Source organism: Pseudomonas sp. NY15356 (assembly GCF_048068175.1).
GTDB classification, from domain to species: Bacteria; Pseudomonadota; Gammaproteobacteria; order Pseudomonadales; family Pseudomonadaceae; genus Aquipseudomonas; species Aquipseudomonas putida_K.
Genome location: NZ_JBLUPW010000023.1, coordinates 69,619 through 88,889, shown reverse-complemented (window position 1 = coordinate 88,889; position 19,271 = coordinate 69,619). Strand labels below are relative to the sequence as shown.

Genomic DNA, 19,271 nt, shown 5'->3' with positions numbered 1-19,271 from the left:
GACGGTGCTGCCATTGTTGTAGACGTCATTGGCCGGGGTCTGGAAGTCCACGGTACCGGTGGTCTCGCCGGCCTTGATGGTGATGGTCTGGCCGTTGGACAGGGTCACGGTGACCGGCGTTTGCGCCGGGTTGCTCAAGGTCACGGTATAGGTGATCACACCGCCTTCGCTCACGCTCGGCGTTGCGGTCAGCGTGGCGGTGGTGTTGTCGATGGTGTCGGTGACTTCGGTCACCGCCGGGCGCGTGTCCGGGGTGACGACCAAGCCATTGCCACCGCTGGTGCCGGTGATGGAGGCGGAGATCTCGCCGCCGTCGACATACACCGTGTCATTTGGTGCGATGGTGACATTGACGCTGCCGCTGGTTTGGCCAGCCGGAATCACGATGACAGCGCCGTTGGACAGGGTCACGGTCAGGTTCGTCAGTGGCGGCTGGCCCACCGTAGCGGTGTAGACGATTACGCCACCTGCTTCGGTGATCGAAGGGGTGGCGGTCAGGGTCAGGCCAGTCGCGACGGGGAGATTGTCGGTCGTCGTGCCGTTGGGGTCGAGCCCGCCGATTTCCTCGTTGGCCTGCGCGATGGCAAAGCCCAGCGGATCGGTCGGGAAGCCGATGGTCGGGTCCACGGCCCCCGCGGTCTCCTCGAGCATCACGAAGCTATGGCCGCCCCCCAGGGCGCCGTTGCCACCCGCCGAGGCCGGGCCTGCTGCAGGCGCCTCCAGTTCGGTGGTCGGGTCGAGGCCTGCGGCAATGGCCTGTTGCAGTTCTTCCACGGAGGGGGCCGCCTGGGCGGTCGCCTGGCTCAAGTCGGCAGTGCTGTCGGGCGTGTCGGCGCTCCATTGGGTGTCGCGGCCCAGGTCGAGCAGGCGGCCATCAGCCAGCTCCAGGGTGACGGCACCACCCGGGCCGGTCAGTACCTGCTCGCCGGCGAACAGGCGGTCGCCTTCGACCAGTACACGGCGGATACCTTCAGGGGATTCTGCGATGACTTGGCCAACAATGCTTTTGACGATAGCAACAACACTGCTCATTGGACTCTCCGGGTTTCCCGTTCAGATGGCTTCCATGCCCAGCCGATGTACGCGTGCGGCCTTCCGATGGAATATTTCAAAAAAGTTTTGACGCATTAATTCGTCAAATTTATGGCTATAATTTCTGGCTATTAACTTTATGCCAAACTATTGACCTTCTGGTTGCCATCCTAAACAATCGTCCAAGTAATGTCACATTGATATTTAACCGGCAGCCACCCTTCCTTCGTACATCCAGTACCCCTCCGGAAGTCCGTACTACGGTCCATCAGGCCGCCATTTTCCAAGGTTGGAACAGCTACGGCTGTGATTTGGGACAACAGCTCCCTCGGGAATCAGTAAAAATGCGTGCGTCACTGTTCACCGCTATTCCTCTGGCTTTCGCCGCCACTTTCGCCCAAGCACAAACCTTGCCTGAAGCCATGCAGAAGGCGCTCGAGGTGCATCCGGAAATCCAGGCCGGAGTCAATGCCCGGGTGGCTGCGGACTATCAACTGCGCGCCGCGCAGGGCGGCTATTTGCCGCGGGTCGACCTGACGGCCGGCTATGGTCGGGAGGGGACCGACAGCCCGAGCACCGGCAATCGATGGGAAACGTTGAACCGTGGCGAGTCCGCCGTGCGTCTTCGGCAAATGGTTTTTGACGGTTTCGCCACCTCCAGCGAGGTCGGACGTCAACAAGCCACCGTCAACGCCCGTGCCTACTCGCTGATGGGGACTTCCGAGCGCACCGCGTTGACGGTCGCCCAGGTGTACCTGGATGTATTGGCGCGTCGCGAGATGGTGCGCCTGGCCGAGGACAACCTGCGCAATCACGAACGCATCCTCGACCAGATCCAGCTGCGTACCAGCCGTGGTGTGGGCCGCATGGCCGACCTCGACCAGGCCGAGGCGCGTCTGGCCCAGGCGCGCAACAACCTGATTACCGAGCAGACCAACCTGGCCGATGCCAACACCAACTACCTGAGCGTGGTGGGCCAGATGCCCGATGAACTCAGCAAACCCGCGCCGTTCATCGACCTTCTGCCGGCCAACCTGGAAGAGGCACGCTTGCAGATGATCGAGAGCAGCCCGGTGCTGCGTTCGGCCGAATCGGATATCGCGGCTGCGGAGAAACAGTACGAGGCGGCCAAGTCCACGTTCTACCCTCGCTTCGATGCAGAACTTGGCCGCACGGCCGATAACAACCTGGACGGTGCCCGCGGCCACAACAACGAGTGGCAGGCGATGCTGCGCATGAACTTCAATCTGTATGCCGGCGGCAGCAACAAGGCCGACCTGCAGTCCAAGTCGTACCTGGCCAATCAGGCGCTGGACATTCGCAACAATGCCTTGCGCCAGCTCAATGAAGAATTGGGCCTGGCCTGGAATGCTCTGGACAACGCCAATGCCCAGCTGCCGATCGCCCAGCAATATGTCGACCATAGCAACCGTGTACGCAGTGCCTATCAGCAGCAGTTCAGCCTCGGCGAGCGCACGTTGCTCGACTTGCTCGACAGTGAGAATGAAACCTTCACCGCCCAGCGTCGTCTCGTAGAAGTAAAGAACCTACAATTGTTTACTCAGTATCGAATCAAGGCGACCATTGGCCAGCTGCTCAAGAGCCAGGGTGTCGTAGCCCCCATGGCCACCGTTGTGCAGAACGACCTGAAACCCAAGGTGAACCTTCCAGGCATGAACTGAAAGGCGCACCCGCCCCATCTAAACCAAGGATGAAGAGAGCGCCGCGTGGAATCCGAAGTCCGTCGAGTCCAACTCAGCCACGATCCACGCAGTCAGCATGACGACCCCTTGCTGGACAGTCTGCTGACCCTGTGTGTCCTGCACCAGAAGCCCGCCAGCCGGGCCATGCTGACCACCGGCCTGCCGCTGCCTGCCCAGCGCCTGAGCTCCGAGCTGCTGCCACGCGCGGCTGCCCGGGCTGGCCTGCAGGGGCGCTTGCTGCAGCGCAAGCTCGAGCATATCCCCAGTATCGCGATGCCGGCCATGCTGCTGCTCAAGGAGGGGCGCAGCGCCGTCCTGCTCGGCTGGGAGAACCAGGACACTGCACGTCTGCTGCTCAGCGAGAGCGACGGTGGCGAGGTGCATGTCAGCCGCGAGGCGCTGCTGGACGACTACAGTGGCTTGGTGTTCTTCGCCCAGCCGCAGCACAAGTTCGACGTCAACCACGGCAACCTGATTCCGCGTGCACGCTCCTGGTTCCGCGATACCCTGATGCGCAGCCGCTGGCTGTACATCGATGCCATCGCCGCGAGCCTGGTGATCAACCTCATCGCCCTGGCCGCGCCGCTGTTCGTGATGAACGTCTACGACCGGGTGGTGCCCAACCAGGCCACCTCGACCCTGTGGGTGCTGGCGATCGGTATTACGGGCGCCTATATCTTCGACCTGATCCTAAAGGGCTTGCGCAGTCTCTGCCTGGACCTTGCCGGCAAGAAGACCGACCTGATCATTTCGGCGACCCTGTTCGAGCGCATCGTCGGCATGGCCATGAAGTACCGCCCCGCCAGGGTCGGCAGCTTTGCCCAGAACATCCATGAATTCCAGGGGCTGCGCGACTTCCTTGCCTCGCTGACCCTCACCAGCCTGATCGACCTGCCATTCACCGTCCTCATCCTGATCGTCATCGCCATCATTGGTGGGCACCTGGTGTGGATCCCGATCATTGCCTTCCCTCTGGCCCTGGGTATCGGCTATGCCCTGCAGAAACCTTTGATGGCCACCATGGAGCGGACCATGGCCCTGGCCGCCGAGCGCCAGTCCAGCCTGATCGAGACCCTGGCGGGACTCGATGCGGTGAAAGTCAACAACGCCGAAAGCGAACGCCAGTACATGTGGGAGCAGACGCTGGGCACGCTCAGCCGCCTGGAGCTGCGGGTCAAGATGCTGTCGAGCCTGGCGATGAACATCACCTCGCTGGTCCAGCAGCTGGCGGGCGTGGCGATGATCTGCGTCGGCGTCTACCTGATCATCGACGGCCAGCTCAGCATGGGCGGGCTGGTGGCATGCTACATGCTCAGCGGTCGCGCCCTTGGCCCGCTCAGCCAGCTCAACGGGCTGCTGGCGCGCTACCAGCAGGCCAAGGTGACCATGACCGCCACCGACCAAATGATGGAGCTGCCCCAGGAGCGCAATTTCGAGGAGCGGCCCATGAGCCGTCGCACCCTGCAAGGCGCCATCGAGTTCCGAGGGGTCGACTTCACCTACCCGAACCAGCAGAACCAGGCGCTCAAGGGTATCAACCTGAACATTCGGCCGGGCGAAAAGGTCGGCATCATTGGCCGCAGCGGCTCGGGCAAGAGCTCATTGGCCAAGCTGATCGTCGGCCTCTACCAGGCCGACAACGGCTCACTGCTGATCGATGGCGTGGACATCCGCCAGGTGGATGTCAGCGAGTTGCGCCACAACATCGGTTACGTGCCCCAGGACATCCAGCTGCTGGCCGGTACCCTGCGTGACAACCTGGTCAGCGGTGCTCGCTACATCGAAGATGAGCTGGTGCTGCAGGCAGCGGAGCTTGCCGGCGTGCACGAGTTCGCCCGGCTGCACCCGGACGGCTATGAGCTGCAGGTCGGCGAGCGTGGCCAGAACCTCTCCGGCGGCCAGCGGCAGAACGTCGCCTTGGGTCGTGCACTGCTGCTCAACCCGCAGATACTGCTGCTCGACGAGCCCACCAGCGCCATGGACAACACCGGCGAAGAACGCCTCAAGCAGCGGCTGCAGGCGGTGATCGAAGGCAAGACGGTATTGTTGGTCACCCATCGGGCCTCGCTGTTGTCGCTGGTCGATCGCCTGGTGGTCATCGACCGGGGGCAGATTGTCGCCGATGGCCCGAAGGCCGCGGTCATGGATGCGCTGAAGAAGGGGCAGATCAGTGTTGCATAAGCTGGATATGGGGCGTTTCAAGGACAATCTGCGCCGCTATTTCAAAGGCTCGGAATCGTTCGGCGGGCAGCCCTTGCCCGAGGTCAACAAGGCCCTGATCGAAGACGCACCGCGTGTCGTGCGCCTGACCATCTGGGGGGTGATCGCCTTCTTCGTGTTCCTGATCGTCTGGGCCAGCTTCGCCCACATCGACGAGGTCACCCGTGGCGAAGGCAAGGCCATTCCGTCGTCCAAGGTGCAGAAGATCCAGAACCTGGAAGGCGGCATCGTTGCCGAGATCTTCGCCAAGGAAGGGCAGGTGGTGGAGGTCGGCCAGCCGCTGCTGCGCCTGGACGAAACCCGCTTCGCCTCCAATGTCGGCGAAACCGAGGCCGACCGCCTGGCCATGGCCCTGCGCGTCGAGCGGCTGAGTGCCGAGGTGGAGGACCGTCCGTTGAAGATCGACGAAGCGTTGCGCAAGGCCGCACCGAGCCAGGCAGCCAATGAAGAATCGCTGTACCTGAGCCGTCGCCAGCAACTGCAGGACGAAATCGGCGGCCTGCAGCAACAGCTGGTGCAGCGCGAACAGGAACTGCGCGAATTCAATTCCAAGCGTGCCCAGTACGCCAACAGCCTGCGCCTGCTGCGCCAGGAAATCTCCATGTCCGAGCCGCTGGTAGCCCAGGGTGCGATTTCCCAGGTCGAGATCCTGCGCCTGCGCAGGGCCGAGGTGGAGAACCGTGGCCAGCTGGATGCCACAGCCCTGGCCATCCCGCGCGCCGAGGCGGCGATCAGGGAGGTTCAGAGCAAGGTCGAGGAAACCCGCGGCAAGTTCCGCAGCGAGGCCCTCACCCAGCTCAACGAGGCGCGTACCGAGCTGAACAAGGCCACCGCCACCAGCAAGGCGCTGGACGACCGGGTCAACCGCACCCTGGTCACCTCGCCGGTGCGCGGCATCGTCAAGCAATTGCTGGTCAACACCATCGGTGGCGTGATCCAGCCGGGCAGCGATATCGTCGAGATCGTGCCGCTCGACGACAGCCTGGTCATCGAGGCGAAGATCCTGCCCAAGGACATCGCCTTCCTGCACCCGGGCCAGGAGGCCACGGTCAAGTTCACTGCGTACGACTACACCATCTACGGCGGGCTCAAGGCCAAGCTGGAACAGATCGGTGCAGACACCATCACCGACGAAGACAAAAAGACCACCTACTACCTGATCAAACTGCGTACTGACCGCAGCCACCTGGGCACCGATGAAAAGCCGCTGCTGATCATCCCCGGGATGGTCGCCACGGTGGACATCATGACCGGCAAGAAGACCATCATGAGCTACCTGCTCAAGCCGATCATCAAGGCCCAATCGGAAGCCTTGCGAGAGCGGTGACCTTCCTTGGCTGCCCACAGGTGTCGGGCCTGTGGGAGCGGCCTTGTGCCGCGAAACGAGGGCGTAGCCTCGCATATATTTATGCGTTAAAGATATTTAAATTATCTTTCTTATGACTTTATAGTCATCCCCACTGCGTACCTGCCGACCAATCGGCGCGCCGCACGACTCGAACCTACACGGGAATTTCCCCGTGCGTTTCTGATCGTTGCGCGCCCCTTGGTCGCGCATTGCGTGGGAGTGAACAGATGCCAGCCGCCTCGAACGCCTTGTCGTCCATCGACAGCGCCCAGCCGCAAACCTTCGATATCCGCCCATTCCCCGGTGCCGTCGGCGCCGAGGTCACAGGCCTCGACCTGGCCCGGCCGATCAATGCCGCGGACTTCACCCGAATCCACCGCGCCCACCTCGATCATCACGTCCTGGTGTTTCGCGACCAGCACATCACCCCCGAGGAGCACATTGCCTTCAGCCGCCGCTTCGGCGAACTGCAGATCCATGTGCTCAAGCAGTTCCTGCTCGAAGGGCACCCCGAGATCCTGATCGTTTCCAACATCATCGAAAACGGTCGCAACATCGGCCTGGGTGACGCCGGCAAGTTCTGGCATTCGGACCTCTCCTATAAGGCGCTGCCCAGCCTCGGCTCCATGCTGCATGCCCAAGAGCTGCCCAGCGAAGGCGGCGACACCCTGTTCGCCGACATGCACAGGGCCTGGGACGCGGTGCCTGAAGCCTTGCGCAAGGTGGTCGAAGGCCGTAGCGCCGCTCACTCCTACACCGCCCGTTATGCCGAGGCCAAGTTCGAGGGTGACTGGCGGCCCACCCTGACCGCCGCGCAACTGGCCGAGGTCAAGGAAGTCATCCACCCAGTGGTGCGTACCCACCCGGAAAACGGCCGCAAGGCGCTGTTCGTCAGCGAAGGCTTCACCACTCGCATCGTCGGCCTGTCGGACGACGAAAGCCGCGACGTGCTGCAGCAGCTCTACGCCCTGAGCGTGCTCGAGGCGAACATCTACCGCCACCGCTGGCAGCCTCACGACCTGGTGTTCTGGGACAACCGCTCGTTGATCCACCTGGCCGCCGGCTGCCCTGCGCACCTGCGGCGCAAGCTGTACCGCACCACCATCCAGGGCGATGCCCCTTTCTGACGACCGAGGATATTCATCATGCGCAAATCCATCAGCCGCCTGGCGGCGAGCATCGGCCTGGGCGTCACCCTGGTCGTCGGTAGCCTGGCCGCCCCGGCGGCCCAGGCCGAAGGCAAGATCCGTATCGCCGAACAGTTCGGCATCGTCTACTTGCTGCTCAATGTGGTCCGCGACCAGCAGTTGATCGAGAAGCATGGCAAGGCGCAGGGCGTCGACATCCAGGTCGACTGGGCGCAGCTCTCCGGCGGCGCGGCGATCAACGACGCGCTGCTGTCCGGTTCGGTGGACATCGCCGGTGCAGGTGTCGGCCCGTTGTTGACCGTATGGGACCGCACCAAGGGGCGGCAGAACGTCAAGGCTGTTGCCTCGCTGGGCAACTTTCCGTACTACCTGGTCAGCAGCAACCCGAACGTGAAGACCATCGCTGACCTGGGCGCCAGCGACCGCATCGCCGTACCGGCGGTCGGCGTCTCGGTGCAGTCGCGCTTCCTCCAATACGCTGCGGCCCAGCAATGGGGCGACAAGGAATACGCCCGCCTGGACAAGTACACCCTGGCCGTGCCGCACCCGGACGCCACTGCAGCCCTGCTGGCCGGCGGCACCGAGCTCAACGGGCACTTCTCCAACCCGCCGTTCCAAGACCAGGTGCTGGCTAACAAGAACGTCCACGTGGTGCTCAACAGCTACGACCTGCTCGGCCCGAACTCACCGACCCTGCTGTTCGCCACCGAGAAGTTCCGCAAGGACAACCCCAAAACCTACAAGGCCTTCGTCGATGCGCTGGCCGAAGCCGCTGAATTCGCCCAGAAGGACAAGGCCGCCGCTGCCGATACGTATATCCGCGTGACCAAGGCCAAGATCGACCGGGACACGCTGATCAAGCTGATCGACAACCCGCAGTACGAGTTCACCGTCACGCCGAAGAACACCTACAAACTGGCCGAGTTCCTCTACCGGGTCGGCGCCATCAAGCACAAGCCCGAGTCGTGGAAGGACTACTTCTTCCAGGACGAACGCCCGCTGCAAGGGAGCTGATCGCCGATGACCGCCCCACTGCCAGGCCACGCGGCCAGCACCCTGAGCCGTATCGCCACGCCACCGCTGTTGCAGGTGGACGACCTTAGCCTTGAATACCGCACCGCCCAGCGCGTGGTGCGGGCCACCCACCAGGTCAGTTTCGAAATCGATCGCGCTGACCGCTTCGTCCTGCTGGGGCCCTCCGGTTGTGGCAAATCCACGCTGCTCAAGGCCGTGGCCGGGTTCATCGAGCCCAGGGAAGGGCAGATCCTGTTACAAGGGCAGCCGGTCAAGGGCCCTGGCCCCGACCGTATCGTCGTGTTCCAGGAGTTCGATCAGTTGCCGCCGTGGAAGACAGTGAAGCAAAACGTCATGTTCCCCCTACTGGTGTGCGGCCAGCTCAAGCGCGCCGAGGCCGAGGAGCGGGCACTGCATTACCTGGACAAGGTAGGCCTGGCCAATTTTGCAGACGCCTATCCCCACACGTTGTCCGGTGGCATGAAGGCACGGGTGGCCATCGCCCGGGCCCTGGCCACCCAGCCCAAGATCCTGCTGATGGACGAGCCCTTCGCCGCGCTCGACGCCCTGACCCGTCGCAAGATGCAGGAGGAACTGCTGCAGCTGTGGGAGGAGGTGCGTTTCACGTTGCTGTTCGTCACCCATTCCATCGAGGAGGCCTTGGTGGTCGGCAACCGCATCCTGTTGCTTTCGCCCCACCCGGGCAGAGTCCGAGCGGAAGTGCACAGCCACCAGTACAGCTTTGGCAGCCTGGGCGGTGCCGACTTCCAGGCCAGCGCCCGGCGCATCCATCGCCTGCTGTTCGACCAGGCGCCTGAGGCGCAGGCCGCGGCGGAGCTTGGTTTCAACGATATCCGCATCGCCTACTGACAGGAGCTTGTGCCATGACGACTCTACCTGCACGCCAGGAATACGAAGTGCAGCTGGCGCCACTGCCCGATGTAACCCTCGAACGGCGGCTGCCCATTGTCCAGCGTCTCTGGCAACACGGCTGGTTGCGAAAGGCATTGATCCTGCTGGTATTGGCGGCGATCTGGGAAGGCATCGCTCGCTTCCAAGGCAACGACCTGCTGTTGCCCAGCTTCCTGCAAACGGCTACGGCGCTGTGGGATGGCCTGCGTAGCGGCGAGTTGCCGGCCAAGGTGGGTGTTTCGCTGGTGGTCCTGCTCAAGGGCTATGTGCTGGGCATCATCCTGGCTTTCGCCCTGACCAGCCTGGCGGTGTCGACCCAGTTCGGCCGTGACCTGCTCGGCACCCTGACGTCGATGTTCAACCCGCTGCCGGCGATCGCGCTGCTACCCCTGGCGCTGTTGTGGTTTGGCCTGGGCGACAACAGCCTGATCTTCGTCCTGGTGCACTCGGTACTCTGGGCGCTGGCGCTCAATACCTATGCCGGGTTCCTTGGGGTTTCGCAGACCCTGCGCATGGCCGGGCGCAACTATGGGCTGCGCGGTTTGCGTCTGGTGCTGCATATCCTGGTACCGGCGGCGCTGCCGTCGATTCTCTCGGGGCTCAAGATCGGCTGGGCGTTTGCCTGGCGCACGTTGATTGCGGCCGAGTTGGTATTCGGTGCCAGCAGCGGCAAGGGCGGGCTGGGCTGGTATATCTTCCAGAACCGCAACGAGCTGTACACCGACAAAGTGTTCGCCGGATTGGCCGTGGTGATCGTCATCGGCTTGCTGGTCGAAGGGCTGGTGTTCAATAGCCTGGAACGGGTGACCGTACGACGCTGGGGCATGCAGCGTTGATGGTTTAGCCGGGGCTGCTTTGCAGCCCATCGCAGGCTGTCGCCAGCTCCTACCTAGATCGCGCCGCTTTCAAGACTTGCGAAATCACTGTAGGACTTGTCCCGCGATAGGGCCCACGCCAGTGCCTACTCCTTGTACAACGCCGCCGCACTGTTCAGCGTCTGCGCAATCTCCTCGCGCAGTGCCAGCGGCAATTCCACCACCAGCCCACCCCCTTGGCTCAACAGCCACCAGCGCAGCGGCCCGCCATCGCTGACTGTGGCCCGCAGACGGTGCCCATGCTCCAGTGCGGTGAGCTGCATGTCGCGGGTCAGCGGCGCATCGCGCAACTGCCGGGCCAGCGCGTCGCTGATCCAGGCCTGCAGCGTGATGCCTGCCTCCTGCACCGGCTGCAGCGCTTCGCTGCGCAGGTAGCCGTGCAGGTCGAAATTACCCCGCTGTTCACCCACGGCGCTGGCTGACCAATGCCAGCCGTACGGGATGCTCTTGTCGTTGCGTTCCAGCGGAAAGATCAACGACAGCTCGTTGAGGTCGCGTTCGATCGTGCGTTTGCTGACGCTGAAGCCCACATCGCGTAGGCGCCAGACCAGCTCGGCGCTGGTGATACCCGGGGAGCGGCTGGGCAGCTGGCGCAGCAGCGCCCATTGTCGGCTGAGGGTGGCGCGGGTGGTGGCGAACGGCAAAACGGAACGTCCTTGTCTAGGGTTGCCGCAATAGCATGGCGGCTGTCATGGATGCGTGGCAATTGGCCATTGCGTTGCTCAGATCAAGGAACCGACGTTTGGTTGCCTGGCTCCGATTCGTCCGCGACAGGTTTTGACGTGCTGTCGCGCAGAATCTCTGGCTCGCACAGTCGTGGTCGGAGCTGTGGGTCGTTCAATGAGGATGAACATGTCTGCTGCCAGCAACATCCATTCGCTGCTCGCGCGCCTTCTACCCGAGCGGGTCATGCCAGCCCCGGCACGGCATGCCCTGCGTCATCGGCACTTCGTCGGCATCGGCCTGCCCAGCCAGCCCACACTGCCAGGCGAGCGTGCCAGGTTGGTCGCGCGTCTGGACGAGTCGAACGACCCGCAGCAGGTCTACCGCGACCTGCGCGGCCAGGCACTGGAAGGCAACGTGGCGGCGCTCAATGACCTGGGCTGGATCTGGCTCAACGGCAAGTACTGGCGCGCCGATACGCTGCTGGCCGGGCACCTGCTGCGCATGGCGGCCATGCAAGGCGACGCCATGGCCTGGTTCAACCTGGGCCAGCAACACTATTTCGGCAAAGGCGTGAAGGTGTCGTACAGCCAGGCCGCGGAATGCTATCGGCACGCCTTCGAGCGGGGCATGTGCCATGCCGCGGCGGCCTTGGGTGACCTCTACGAGGAAGAAGTGTGCGATCCAACCCTGCAATGGCAGGTCGACCTGGCCGAAGCCTGCCAGTGGTTCCTGCGTGGGGCCGAACAGGGCGAACCCCGTTGCCGCTTCGAAGTGGGCTACCGGTTGCTCCATGGCGTCCATGTACAAGTCGATACCAAGGCCGCGTTGTACTGGCTGGAGCTGGCGGCGTCCGCAGGCGTGATGCAGGCGGCCGAGGAACTGGCGGTGCATTACAGCCGCCGCGACGGCGCCCGCTACCTGAGCTGGCGTGACCAGGCGATCGAAATGGGCAGTGCGCTGGCGCTGACCATGAAGCTGGAAGACCAGGTCCAAGGCTGAAGCCGACGCTCACATGAACAACAATTCATCCAGGCAACCTGTCGCCTCCGGTTGACGACAGGGGGAGGGCAGGGCGTAATATTGATAGTTAGCAAACTATGAATATCCTCGGTTCCTCACATGACACTTGATGCACTGCACATGAAAATCAGCAGCGGCATGGTCGTGGCTGCCCGCCATTGGCGGCGCATCTGCCAGGCGGCCTTGACCGGCTACGGGATTTCCGAGGCCTGCGCCGTACCGTTGCTGATGATCGTGCGCCTGGGCGATGGTGTGCACCAGGTGGCAGTGGCCCAGGCCGCAGGCCTGGAAAGCCCGTCATTGGTGCGCCTGCTCGACCAGCTGTGCAAGGCTGGCCTGGTGTGCCGCAGCGAAGACCCACTGGACCGCCGGGCCAAGGCCTTGAGCCTGACTGGCGATGGTCGTGCGCTCGCCGAGTCCATCGAGGGCGAGCTGGTACGCCTGCGCCGGGAGGTCCTGCGTGGCATCGACCAGGCTGACCTGGAGGCGACCTTGCGCGTCATCCATGCCTTCGAAGCAGCCGGCCAGGGAACCCCGGCATGAGTGGTTTCTTCAGCTCGGTGCCACCGGCCCGCGACTGGTTCTACGGCGTGCGGACCTTCGCTGCATCCATGATCGCCTTGTACATCGCCCTGCTCATGCAACTGCCGCGGCCCTATTGGGCCATGGCGACGGTCTATATCGTCTCCAGCCCGTTCGTCGGTCCTACCAGTTCCAAGGCCTTGTACCGGGCGCTGGGCACGCTGCTCGGGGCCGGCGGCGCAGTGCTGCTGGTACCGCCTCTGGTGCAATCGCCGGCATTGCTGGCCGTGGCCATCGCCCTATGGACCGGCACCTTGCTGTTCCTGTCGCTGAACCTGCGCACGGCCAACAACTATGTGCTGATGCTGGCTGGCTACACCCTGCCGATGATCGCCCTGGCGGTGGTGGACAACCCCTTGGCCGTATTCGACGTGGCTTCTTCCCGCGCCCAGGAAATCTGCCTGGGCATTGTCTGTGCGGCGGTGGTCGGTGCGATCTTCTGGCCGCGTCGCCTGGCTCCGGTGGTGCTGGGCTCGGCCAACAGCTGGTTCAACGAAGCGATACGCTACAGCGACACCTACCTGGCCCGTGAGGTCGCCGCCGACAAGGTCGGCGGCATGCGGGCCACGATGGTTGCCACCTTCAACAGCCTGGAAATGATGATCGGCCAGCTGGGGCATGAAGGTGCCGGGCCGCATACCTTGAAAAACGCCCGCGAGCTGCGCGGGCGGATGATCCACCTGCTGCCGGTGATCGATGCCCTGGACGATGCCTTGGTCGCCCTGGAAGGCCGCGCCCCGGCCCAGTTCGCGCAGATCCAGCCGCTGCTGGAAGCGGCCCGTGGCTGGCTCGCGGGTACGGCCGAAGACGCTTCGCTGGCGCGCTGGAGCGCGCTGCACGAGCAGCTCGAGCGCTCGCAACCCAGTGCGGCGGCCATGGACCAGCGTCACGAGCTGCTGCTCTCCAACGCCTTGTACCGCCTGACAGAGTGGGTCGACCTCTGGCAGGACTGCTGCGCCCTTCAGCACGCTTTGCGCAAGGACGACGCCACGCCCTGGCGTGCGGTATATCGGCACTGGCGCCTCGGGCGCCTGACGCCTTTCTTCGATCGCGGCTTGATGCTGTACTCGGTGTTCTCCACCGTCACTGCGATCATCGTCGCCTGCGGCCTGTGGATCCTGCTCGGCTGGAACGATGGCGGCAGCGCGGTGATCCTCGCCGCGGTGGCCTGCAGTTTCTTCGCTGCCATGGACGACCCGGCACCGCAGATCTACCGGTTCTTCTTCTGGACGCTGATGTCGGTGATCTTCTCCAGCGTCTATCTGTTCCTGGTACTGCCCAACCTGCACGATTTTCCGATGCTGGTGCTGGCCTTCGCCGTGCCGTTCATCTGCGTCGGTACGCTCACCGTGCAGCCGCGGTTCTACCTGGGTACGCTGCTGACCATCGTCAACACCGCCACCTTCATCAGTATCCAGGGGGCCTACGACGCGGACTTCCTGACGTTCATCAACGCCAACATGGCCGGCCCGGTCGGCTTGCTGTTCGCCTTCATCTGGACCCTGTTGCTGCGCCCGTTCGGTGTGGAGCTGGCGGCCAAGCGCCTGACCCGCTTCAGCTGGCGCGACATCGTCGAGATGACCCAGCCGGCGACGTTGGCCGAGCATCGCCATGTGGGCGTGCAGATGCTCGACCGCTTGATGCAGCACCTGCCGCGCCTGTCCCAGACCGGCCAGGACAGCGGCGTGGCCCTGCGCGACCTGCGCGTGGGGCTCAACCTGCTGGACTTGCTGGCCTATATGCCGCGGGTAGGTGAACAGGCCCGTGAGCACCTGCAGACCGTGGTCGAGGAAGTGGGCGCCCACTATGCCGCCTGCCTGCGCGCCAATGAACGCCTGCACGCCCCGGCGGCGCTGCTGCGCAACATGGAGCGCGCCCGCCAGGCGCTGGCCCTGAACGCGCAGCATGACCGTGGCGATGCCCGCGTGCACCTGTTGCATGCCCTGAGCGGCCTGCGCTTGGCCCTGTTGCCTGGCGTTGAAGTGATGCTCGAGCCTGCCGACCAACCGCAACTGCCCCCCGGCATCGATGGAGCGCCCTTGTGATCGGTGATCTGGATATCAGCGGGGTGTTCCTGCCCACGCTGCTGGTGATGATGGTCTTCACCTACCTGCTGTTCCTGGGCGTGCACGCCGTGCTGGTGCGCCTGCAGTTCTACCGCCTGGTCTGGCACCGGGCGCTGTTCAACGTTGCTCTTTACGCCGTGCTGCTTGGCGCGGTGGATCACTTTTGCCGAAACCTGATGGTGCCATGAAAAAACCGTTGTTGACCCTGGGCCGCGTGGTCCTGACATTGCTGGTGGTGACCTTCGCAGCCGTGCTGGTCTGGCAGATGGTCGTGTATTACATGTTCGCGCCCTGGACCCGCGACGGGCACATCCGTGCCGACGTGATCCAGATCGCCCCGGACGTCTCCGGGCTGATCCAGAAGGTCGAGGTGCGTGACAACCAGATGATCAAGCGCGGCGACGTGCTGTTCACCATCGACCAGGACCGCTTCACCCTCGCCCTGCGCCAGGCCAAGGCGACCCTGGCCGAACGCCAGGAGACCCTGGCCCAGGCCTCTCGTGAGGCGCGGCGAAACCGCAAACTGGGCAACCTGGTGGCAGCCGAGCAGCTGGAGGAGAGCCAGTCCCGCGAAGCCCGCGCCCGCTCGGCGGTAAGCGAGGCCCAGGTGGCGGTGGATACCGCCCAGCTCAACCTCGACCGCTCGGTGGTGCGCAGCCCCGTCGACGGCTACCTCAACGACCGCGCGCCACGTGCCCACGAGTTCGTCACCGCTGGCCGGCCGGTGCTGTCGGTGGTCGACAGCGCCTCCTACCACGTCGATGGCTACTTCGAGGAAACCAAGCTCAGCGGGATTCATATCGGCGATGCCGTCGATATCCGTGTGATGGGCGACAACACCCGCCTGCGCGGCCACGTGCAGAGCATGGCCGCCGGCATCGAGGACCGTGACCGCAGCAGCGGCGCCAACCTGTTGCCCAACGTCAACCCGGCCTTCAGCTGGGTGCGCCTGGCCCAGCGCATCCCGGTCCGCATCGCCTTCGACGATGTACCGGAGGACTTTCGCATGATCGCCGGGCGTACCGCCACGGTGTCGATCATCGAGGGCCAGCGGCCATGAAACACCTGATGCTGGTTGGCCTGGCACTGTCGCTGGGGGCATGCGCCCTGGTCGGCCCCGACTACGAAGTGCCCAAGGATGCTGCCGTGCAACGCAGCGACCTCAACGGCCCGTTGCGCCAGGATGCAGACAGCGTGGTTTCGGCGCCGGTGCCGGAGAACTGGTGGCAGCTGTACCAGGACCCGCGCTTGAACGACCTGGTGCGCCAGGCCCTGGCTGCCAATACCGAGCTGCGTGTGGCGGCGGCCAATATCGCCAAGGCCCGTGCGCAGGTAGAAGTGGCCGAGGCCCAGGGCGGCTTCAACGGCGGCATCAAGCTCGGGGCACAGCGCCTGCAGGAATCCGGCGAGGCCTTCCTGCTACCGGAGAAGGTACCGGTTGCCAACATCGGCGAGGCCATCATCAGTGCCTCCTACCAGTTCGACCTGTGGGGCACCTTCAAGCGCGGCACCGAGGCGGCCAAGGCCAATGCCGACGCGGTGCAGGCTGCAGCTGACACTGCGCGCATCACCTTGGTGGCGGACGTGGTCAAGGCGTACACCCAGGTGTGCTCGGCCAACGAGGAATATCACATTGCCCGCCAGTCCCTCGACCTGCAGGAGCAGAGCGTGCAGTTGAACCAGCGCCTGCGCGATGCCGGGCGCGGCGACGAAACCCAGGTCACCCGTTCGCAGACCCAGTTCAAATCCCTGCGCGCCGAGCTGCCGCGTTTCAAGGCAGAGCGCGAAGCGGGCCTGTATACCCTGGCAGCGCTGCTGGCCAAGCCGGTCGGGCAGCTGCCTGCCGGTACGGCCGAATGTGCCGAGCTGCCGCATATCGGCCAGCTGATCCCGGTGGGTGACGGCGCCGCGCTGCTCAAGCGCCGCCCGGACGTACGCCAGGCCGAACGCCAGCTGGCCGCTGCCACTGCTACCATCGGTGTGGCCACGGGTGCGTTGTACCCGGATATCAGTATCGGTGCCCAGGTCGGCACCATCGGTATCCTGGAGAACCTGGGCGACCCCTCGACCAACCGCTGGGGCTTCGGCCCGCAGATCAGCTGGAACATCCCCACCAACGGCACCCGTGCCCGCATCCGCGAAGCCGAAGCATCGACCCAAGCGGCGCTGGCCCACTTCGACGGCGTGGTGCTCAACGCTATCCGCGAGACCCAGACCCGCCTGGCACAGTACAGCGCCTTGCTGGACCGTCGCGATGCCCTGGCCGACGCCGAGCGCTCGGCGAAGGAATCGGCCGAGCAGGTCCACCTGCGCTATCAGGCCGGGCGCGAGTCGTTCCTGGCCGACCTGCAGGCTACCCGTGCCTACACCGATGTCCGTGCGCAGCTGGCGGCGGCCAACAGCCAGGTGGCCATGGGGCAGATCGGTGTGTTCCTGGCACTGGGTGGTGGTTGGAAACAACCCGCGGAACACTGACTCCGATCGCCGGCAAGCCGGCTCCCACCTGTCCCGCGCTGCGGTTGTAGACACCGCCGAACCGGTGGGAGCCGGCTTGCCGGCGATAGGGCCGGGACAAGCAACCCAAGATCCTGGAGTGGCTTTTGTGCTGCGATCGAGGGCAAAGCCCTCGCCTACCATTCCAATATTTGTCACAAGATTTTTCATGAAATCCGCCCGCGAGCCTTGAGCGAAAGGGAGTGGAAGTGAACAATGTTCTCTTTCGCATTTACTTCGAGACTGGCCATGACTTCCCGCTCCCGTCTGTTCGCCTGGCTGCCGGCCCTGTTGCTGGCGCCAGTGTTGGCGCTGTGCAGCACTTCGGCACTCGCCGAATCCCCCGCCGAGGCTGCCAAGGCGTTGCACCTGCTCGATTACATCGGTGCCGACTACCCACCGACCGTGCACGACGGCAAGGTGGTGGACGAAGGTGAGTACCGCGAGCAGCAGGAGTTCAGCACCGTACTGGCCGACTTGCTCGAGGGCCTGCCGGAAAATGCCGAACGCCCAGGGTTGGAGCAGGGCGTCGCGGCGCTGCGCCAGGCCATCGACCAGCGCCAGGACGGAGCGCTGGTCGCCAAGCAGGCTCGCCAACTGGGCGCGCGCCTGGCGGTTGCCTATGAAGTCAGCCAGGCACCGGTCATCACCCCTGACCCGGCCCGCGGCGCCGCGTTGTATGCGCAGAACTGCGCGATCTGCCATGGCGACAGCGGTGCCGGCGACGGCCCTGCCGGGGTCGGGCTCGAACCACCGCCTGCCAACCTGCGCAGTGTCGAGCGGCTCGACCAGCTGAGCCTGTTCGACCTCTACAACACCCTGGCCCTGGGGATAGATGGCACCGAGATGCCGTCGTTTGCCGACCAACTCGACGAGCGTCAGCGTTGGGACGTGGCGGCCTATGTGGCCAGCCTGACCGCCGATCCGCAGGCCGCCAAGACGGGCAAGGCCTGGAACCTGGCCGACCTGGCGCGCCAGACGCCGGCCGAAGTCGCGGCCAGCGAAGGCGTCGATGCCGTGGCCGCCTTCCGCGCCCAGCGGGCCCAGCCTCCGCAGGTCCAGCGGGGGCCGGCGCAGTTGCTCGAGTACACCGCCAGCACCCTGGACAAGAGCCTCGCCGCCTATCGCGATGGCGATCATGACCAAGCCTATGACCTGTCGGTGGCCGCCTATCTGGAAGGATTCGAACTGGTTGAAAGCTCACTGGACAACATCGATACCCAGGCCCGCAAGGACACCGAAAAGGCCCTAATGGCGTACCGTCAGGCGCTGCAGGACGGCCTGCCGGTCGCCCAGGCCGAACGACGCCTGGCCGAGGCCAAGGCCAAGCTCGATAGCGCGGCCAAGTTGCTGGGCAGCGATGGGCTGAGCTGGTCCCTGAGCTTCGTTTCCGGGCTGCTGATCCTGTTGCGCGAAGGGCTCGAGGCGATCCTGGTGCTGGCCGCAATCCTGGCCTTCCTGCGCAATACTGGCCAGCAGTCAGCGGTGCGCAGCGTCAATATCGGCTGGGGGCTGGCGCTGGTCGCAGGCTTTGCCACCTGGGCCCTGGCTGCTTATGTGATCGACGTCGGCGGCGCCCAGCGCGAGCTGCTGGAAGGCTGCACGGCACTGTTCGCCGCAGTGATGGTGCTGTGGCTCGGTGTGTGGATGCATGATCGACGCCATGCCGCAGCCTGGCAGGACTACATCAAGAGCAGCCTGGTCAGCGGCGGGGGGCGCTTTGGCTTTGCCGTGCTGGCGTTCTTCTCGGTGTACCGCGAGCTGTTCGAGGTGATCCTGTTCTACGAAACCCTGTGGCTGCAGGCAGGCCCAGCTGGCCACAACGCCGTGCTGGCCGGTGGCGCCACGGCGTTGGTGCTGCTGGTGGGCTTGGCCTGGGTGATCCTGCGCGGGTCGGCCAAGCTGCCGCTAGCGCTGTTCTTCAGCATCAACGCGGCGCTGCTGTGCGCGTTGTCGGTGGTGTTCGCCGGGCATGGCGTCAAGGCGCTGCAGGAAGCCGGCGTGCTGGGAACCCGGCCGGTGCCCTTCGTCGAGTTCGATTGGCTGGGCATCCATGCCGACGCCTACTCGCTGGGCGCACAGGTGGTGGCGTTGGTGGCTATCGTCGTGCTGTACGGACGCAGCCGTCTGGCCGAAAAGCGCCGGCCCGCGGCGAGCTGAAGGCGTACTATGGGCACTTTCAGCCCCGATTT

General features: G+C 64.5%; 16 protein-coding genes. 14 read left to right on the top strand and 2 right to left on the bottom strand.

What is annotated here, in order from left to right:
* A partial coding sequence (locus ACNFCI_RS17960) for a retention module-containing protein (RefSeq protein ID WP_416768090.1) occupies positions 1–1,032 on the bottom strand: 1,032 nt, incomplete at its 3' end.
* A 344-nt stretch (positions 1,033–1,376) separates the two neighbouring features.
* Between ACNFCI_RS17960 and ACNFCI_RS17955 the strand changes: the two genes are divergently transcribed.
* The 7 genes from ACNFCI_RS17955 to ACNFCI_RS17925 all read left to right on the top strand — a co-directional run bounded on the left by ACNFCI_RS17955 (position 1,377) and on the right by ACNFCI_RS17925 (position 10,213).
* A complete protein-coding gene (locus ACNFCI_RS17955; RefSeq protein ID WP_224457574.1) occupies positions 1,377–2,714 on the top strand; it encodes a TolC family outer membrane protein in 1,338 nt (445 codons plus the stop codon).
* 45 nt (positions 2,715–2,759) lie between these two features.
* A complete protein-coding gene (locus tag ACNFCI_RS17950) occupies positions 2,760–4,916 on the top strand; it encodes a type I secretion system permease/ATPase (protein WP_084856608.1) in 2,157 nt (718 codons plus the stop codon).
* Positions 4,917–4,923: 7 nt separating this feature from the next.
* Complete coding sequence (locus ACNFCI_RS17945) at positions 4,924–6,282, top strand: HlyD family type I secretion periplasmic adaptor subunit (RefSeq protein WP_172403016.1); 1,359 nt, start codon at positions 4,924–4,926, stop codon at positions 6,280–6,282.
* A gap of 248 nt (positions 6,283–6,530) precedes the next feature.
* Positions 6,531–7,430: a TauD/TfdA dioxygenase family protein gene (locus tag ACNFCI_RS17940; RefSeq protein WP_368829082.1), complete on the top strand. Its 900-nt coding sequence runs from the start codon at positions 6,531–6,533 to the stop codon at positions 7,428–7,430.
* Between the two features lie 18 nt (positions 7,431–7,448).
* Positions 7,449–8,465, top strand: a complete 1,017-nt coding sequence (locus tag ACNFCI_RS17935) for an ABC transporter substrate-binding protein (RefSeq protein WP_368829081.1) — start codon at positions 7,449–7,451, stop codon at positions 8,463–8,465.
* 6 nt (positions 8,466–8,471) lie between these two features.
* A complete protein-coding gene (locus tag ACNFCI_RS17930) occupies positions 8,472–9,335 on the top strand; it encodes an ABC transporter ATP-binding protein (protein ID WP_084856602.1) in 864 nt (287 codons plus the stop codon).
* Between the two features lie 14 nt (positions 9,336–9,349).
* A complete protein-coding gene (locus ACNFCI_RS17925; RefSeq protein WP_368829080.1) occupies positions 9,350–10,213 on the top strand; it encodes an ABC transporter permease in 864 nt (287 codons plus the stop codon).
* A gap of 125 nt (positions 10,214–10,338) precedes the next feature.
* On the opposite strand, the gene ACNFCI_RS17920 is transcribed toward ACNFCI_RS17925, so the two are convergent.
* Positions 10,339–10,896, bottom strand: coding sequence for a WYL domain-containing protein (locus ACNFCI_RS17920; RefSeq protein WP_368829079.1), 558 nt, complete (start codon positions 10,894–10,896; stop codon positions 10,339–10,341).
* A 208-nt stretch (positions 10,897–11,104) separates the two neighbouring features.
* On the opposite strand from ACNFCI_RS17920, the gene ACNFCI_RS17915 reads away from it, so the two are divergent.
* The 7 genes from ACNFCI_RS17915 to ACNFCI_RS17885 all read left to right on the top strand — a co-directional run bounded on the left by ACNFCI_RS17915 (position 11,105) and on the right by ACNFCI_RS17885 (position 19,239).
* Positions 11,105–11,917, top strand: a complete 813-nt coding sequence (locus ACNFCI_RS17915) for a tetratricopeptide repeat protein (RefSeq protein ID WP_368829078.1) — start codon at positions 11,105–11,107, stop codon at positions 11,915–11,917.
* A gap of 120 nt (positions 11,918–12,037) precedes the next feature.
* Positions 12,038–12,481: a MarR family winged helix-turn-helix transcriptional regulator gene (locus tag ACNFCI_RS17910; protein WP_368829077.1), complete on the top strand. Its 444-nt coding sequence runs from the start codon at positions 12,038–12,040 to the stop codon at positions 12,479–12,481.
* Positions 12,478–14,565 (top strand): FUSC family protein, encoded by a 2,088-nt coding sequence (locus ACNFCI_RS17905; RefSeq protein ID WP_368829076.1) that lies wholly within the window; start codon positions 12,478–12,480, stop codon positions 14,563–14,565. Before ACNFCI_RS17910 ends, ACNFCI_RS17905 begins: the two co-directional genes overlap by 4 nt.
* A complete protein-coding gene (locus ACNFCI_RS17900; RefSeq protein WP_084856592.1) occupies positions 14,562–14,774 on the top strand; it encodes a DUF1656 domain-containing protein in 213 nt (70 codons plus the stop codon). The genes ACNFCI_RS17905 and ACNFCI_RS17900 overlap by 4 nt, the downstream gene beginning before the upstream one ends.
* On the top strand, positions 14,771–15,646 hold the full coding sequence (locus ACNFCI_RS17895; protein ID WP_224457584.1) for an HlyD family secretion protein: 876 nt from the start codon (positions 14,771–14,773) through the stop codon (positions 15,644–15,646). The genes ACNFCI_RS17900 and ACNFCI_RS17895 overlap by 4 nt, the downstream gene beginning before the upstream one ends.
* Positions 15,643–17,061 carry an efflux transporter outer membrane subunit gene (locus ACNFCI_RS17890; RefSeq protein WP_084856589.1) on the top strand — a complete coding sequence of 473 codons (1,419 nt, stop codon included), beginning with the start codon at positions 15,643–15,645 and terminating at the stop codon, positions 17,059–17,061. Before ACNFCI_RS17895 ends, ACNFCI_RS17890 begins: the two co-directional genes overlap by 4 nt.
* Positions 17,062–17,295: 234 nt before the next feature.
* On the top strand, positions 17,296–19,239 hold the full coding sequence (locus ACNFCI_RS17885; RefSeq protein WP_368829075.1) for an FTR1 family protein: 1,944 nt from the start codon (positions 17,296–17,298) through the stop codon (positions 19,237–19,239).
* The last annotated feature ends 32 nt before the right edge of the window (positions 19,240–19,271 follow it).

What these genes read in the sequence shown, in the direction of transcription:
- ACNFCI_RS17905 (WP_368829076.1), top strand. Translation starts at nt 12,478, where the DNA reads ATGAGTGGTTTCTTCAGCTCGGTGCCACCGGCCCGCGACTGGTTCTAC.
- ACNFCI_RS17910 (WP_368829077.1), top strand. Translation starts at nt 12,038, where the DNA reads ATGACACTTGATGCACTGCACATGAAAATCAGCAGCGGCATGGTCGTG.
- ACNFCI_RS17945 (WP_172403016.1), top strand. Translation starts at nt 4,924, where the DNA reads ATGGGGCGTTTCAAGGACAATCTGCGCCGCTATTTCAAAGGCTCGGAA.
- ACNFCI_RS17895 (WP_224457584.1), top strand. Translation starts at nt 14,771, where the DNA reads ATGAAAAAACCGTTGTTGACCCTGGGCCGCGTGGTCCTGACATTGCTG.
- ACNFCI_RS17940 (WP_368829082.1), top strand. Translation starts at nt 6,531, where the DNA reads ATGCCAGCCGCCTCGAACGCCTTGTCGTCCATCGACAGCGCCCAGCCG.
- ACNFCI_RS17885 (WP_368829075.1), top strand. Translation starts at nt 17,296, where the DNA reads ATGTTCTCTTTCGCATTTACTTCGAGACTGGCCATGACTTCCCGCTCC.
- ACNFCI_RS17925 (WP_368829080.1), top strand. Translation starts at nt 9,350, where the DNA reads ATGACGACTCTACCTGCACGCCAGGAATACGAAGTGCAGCTGGCGCCA.
- ACNFCI_RS17955 (WP_224457574.1), top strand. Translation starts at nt 1,377, where the DNA reads ATGCGTGCGTCACTGTTCACCGCTATTCCTCTGGCTTTCGCCGCCACT.
- ACNFCI_RS17930 (WP_084856602.1), top strand. Translation starts at nt 8,472, where the DNA reads ATGACCGCCCCACTGCCAGGCCACGCGGCCAGCACCCTGAGCCGTATC.
- ACNFCI_RS17915 (WP_368829078.1), top strand. Translation starts at nt 11,105, where the DNA reads ATGTCTGCTGCCAGCAACATCCATTCGCTGCTCGCGCGCCTTCTACCC.
- ACNFCI_RS17890 (WP_084856589.1), top strand. Translation starts at nt 15,643, where the DNA reads ATGAAACACCTGATGCTGGTTGGCCTGGCACTGTCGCTGGGGGCATGC.
- ACNFCI_RS17935 (WP_368829081.1), top strand. Translation starts at nt 7,449, where the DNA reads ATGCGCAAATCCATCAGCCGCCTGGCGGCGAGCATCGGCCTGGGCGTC.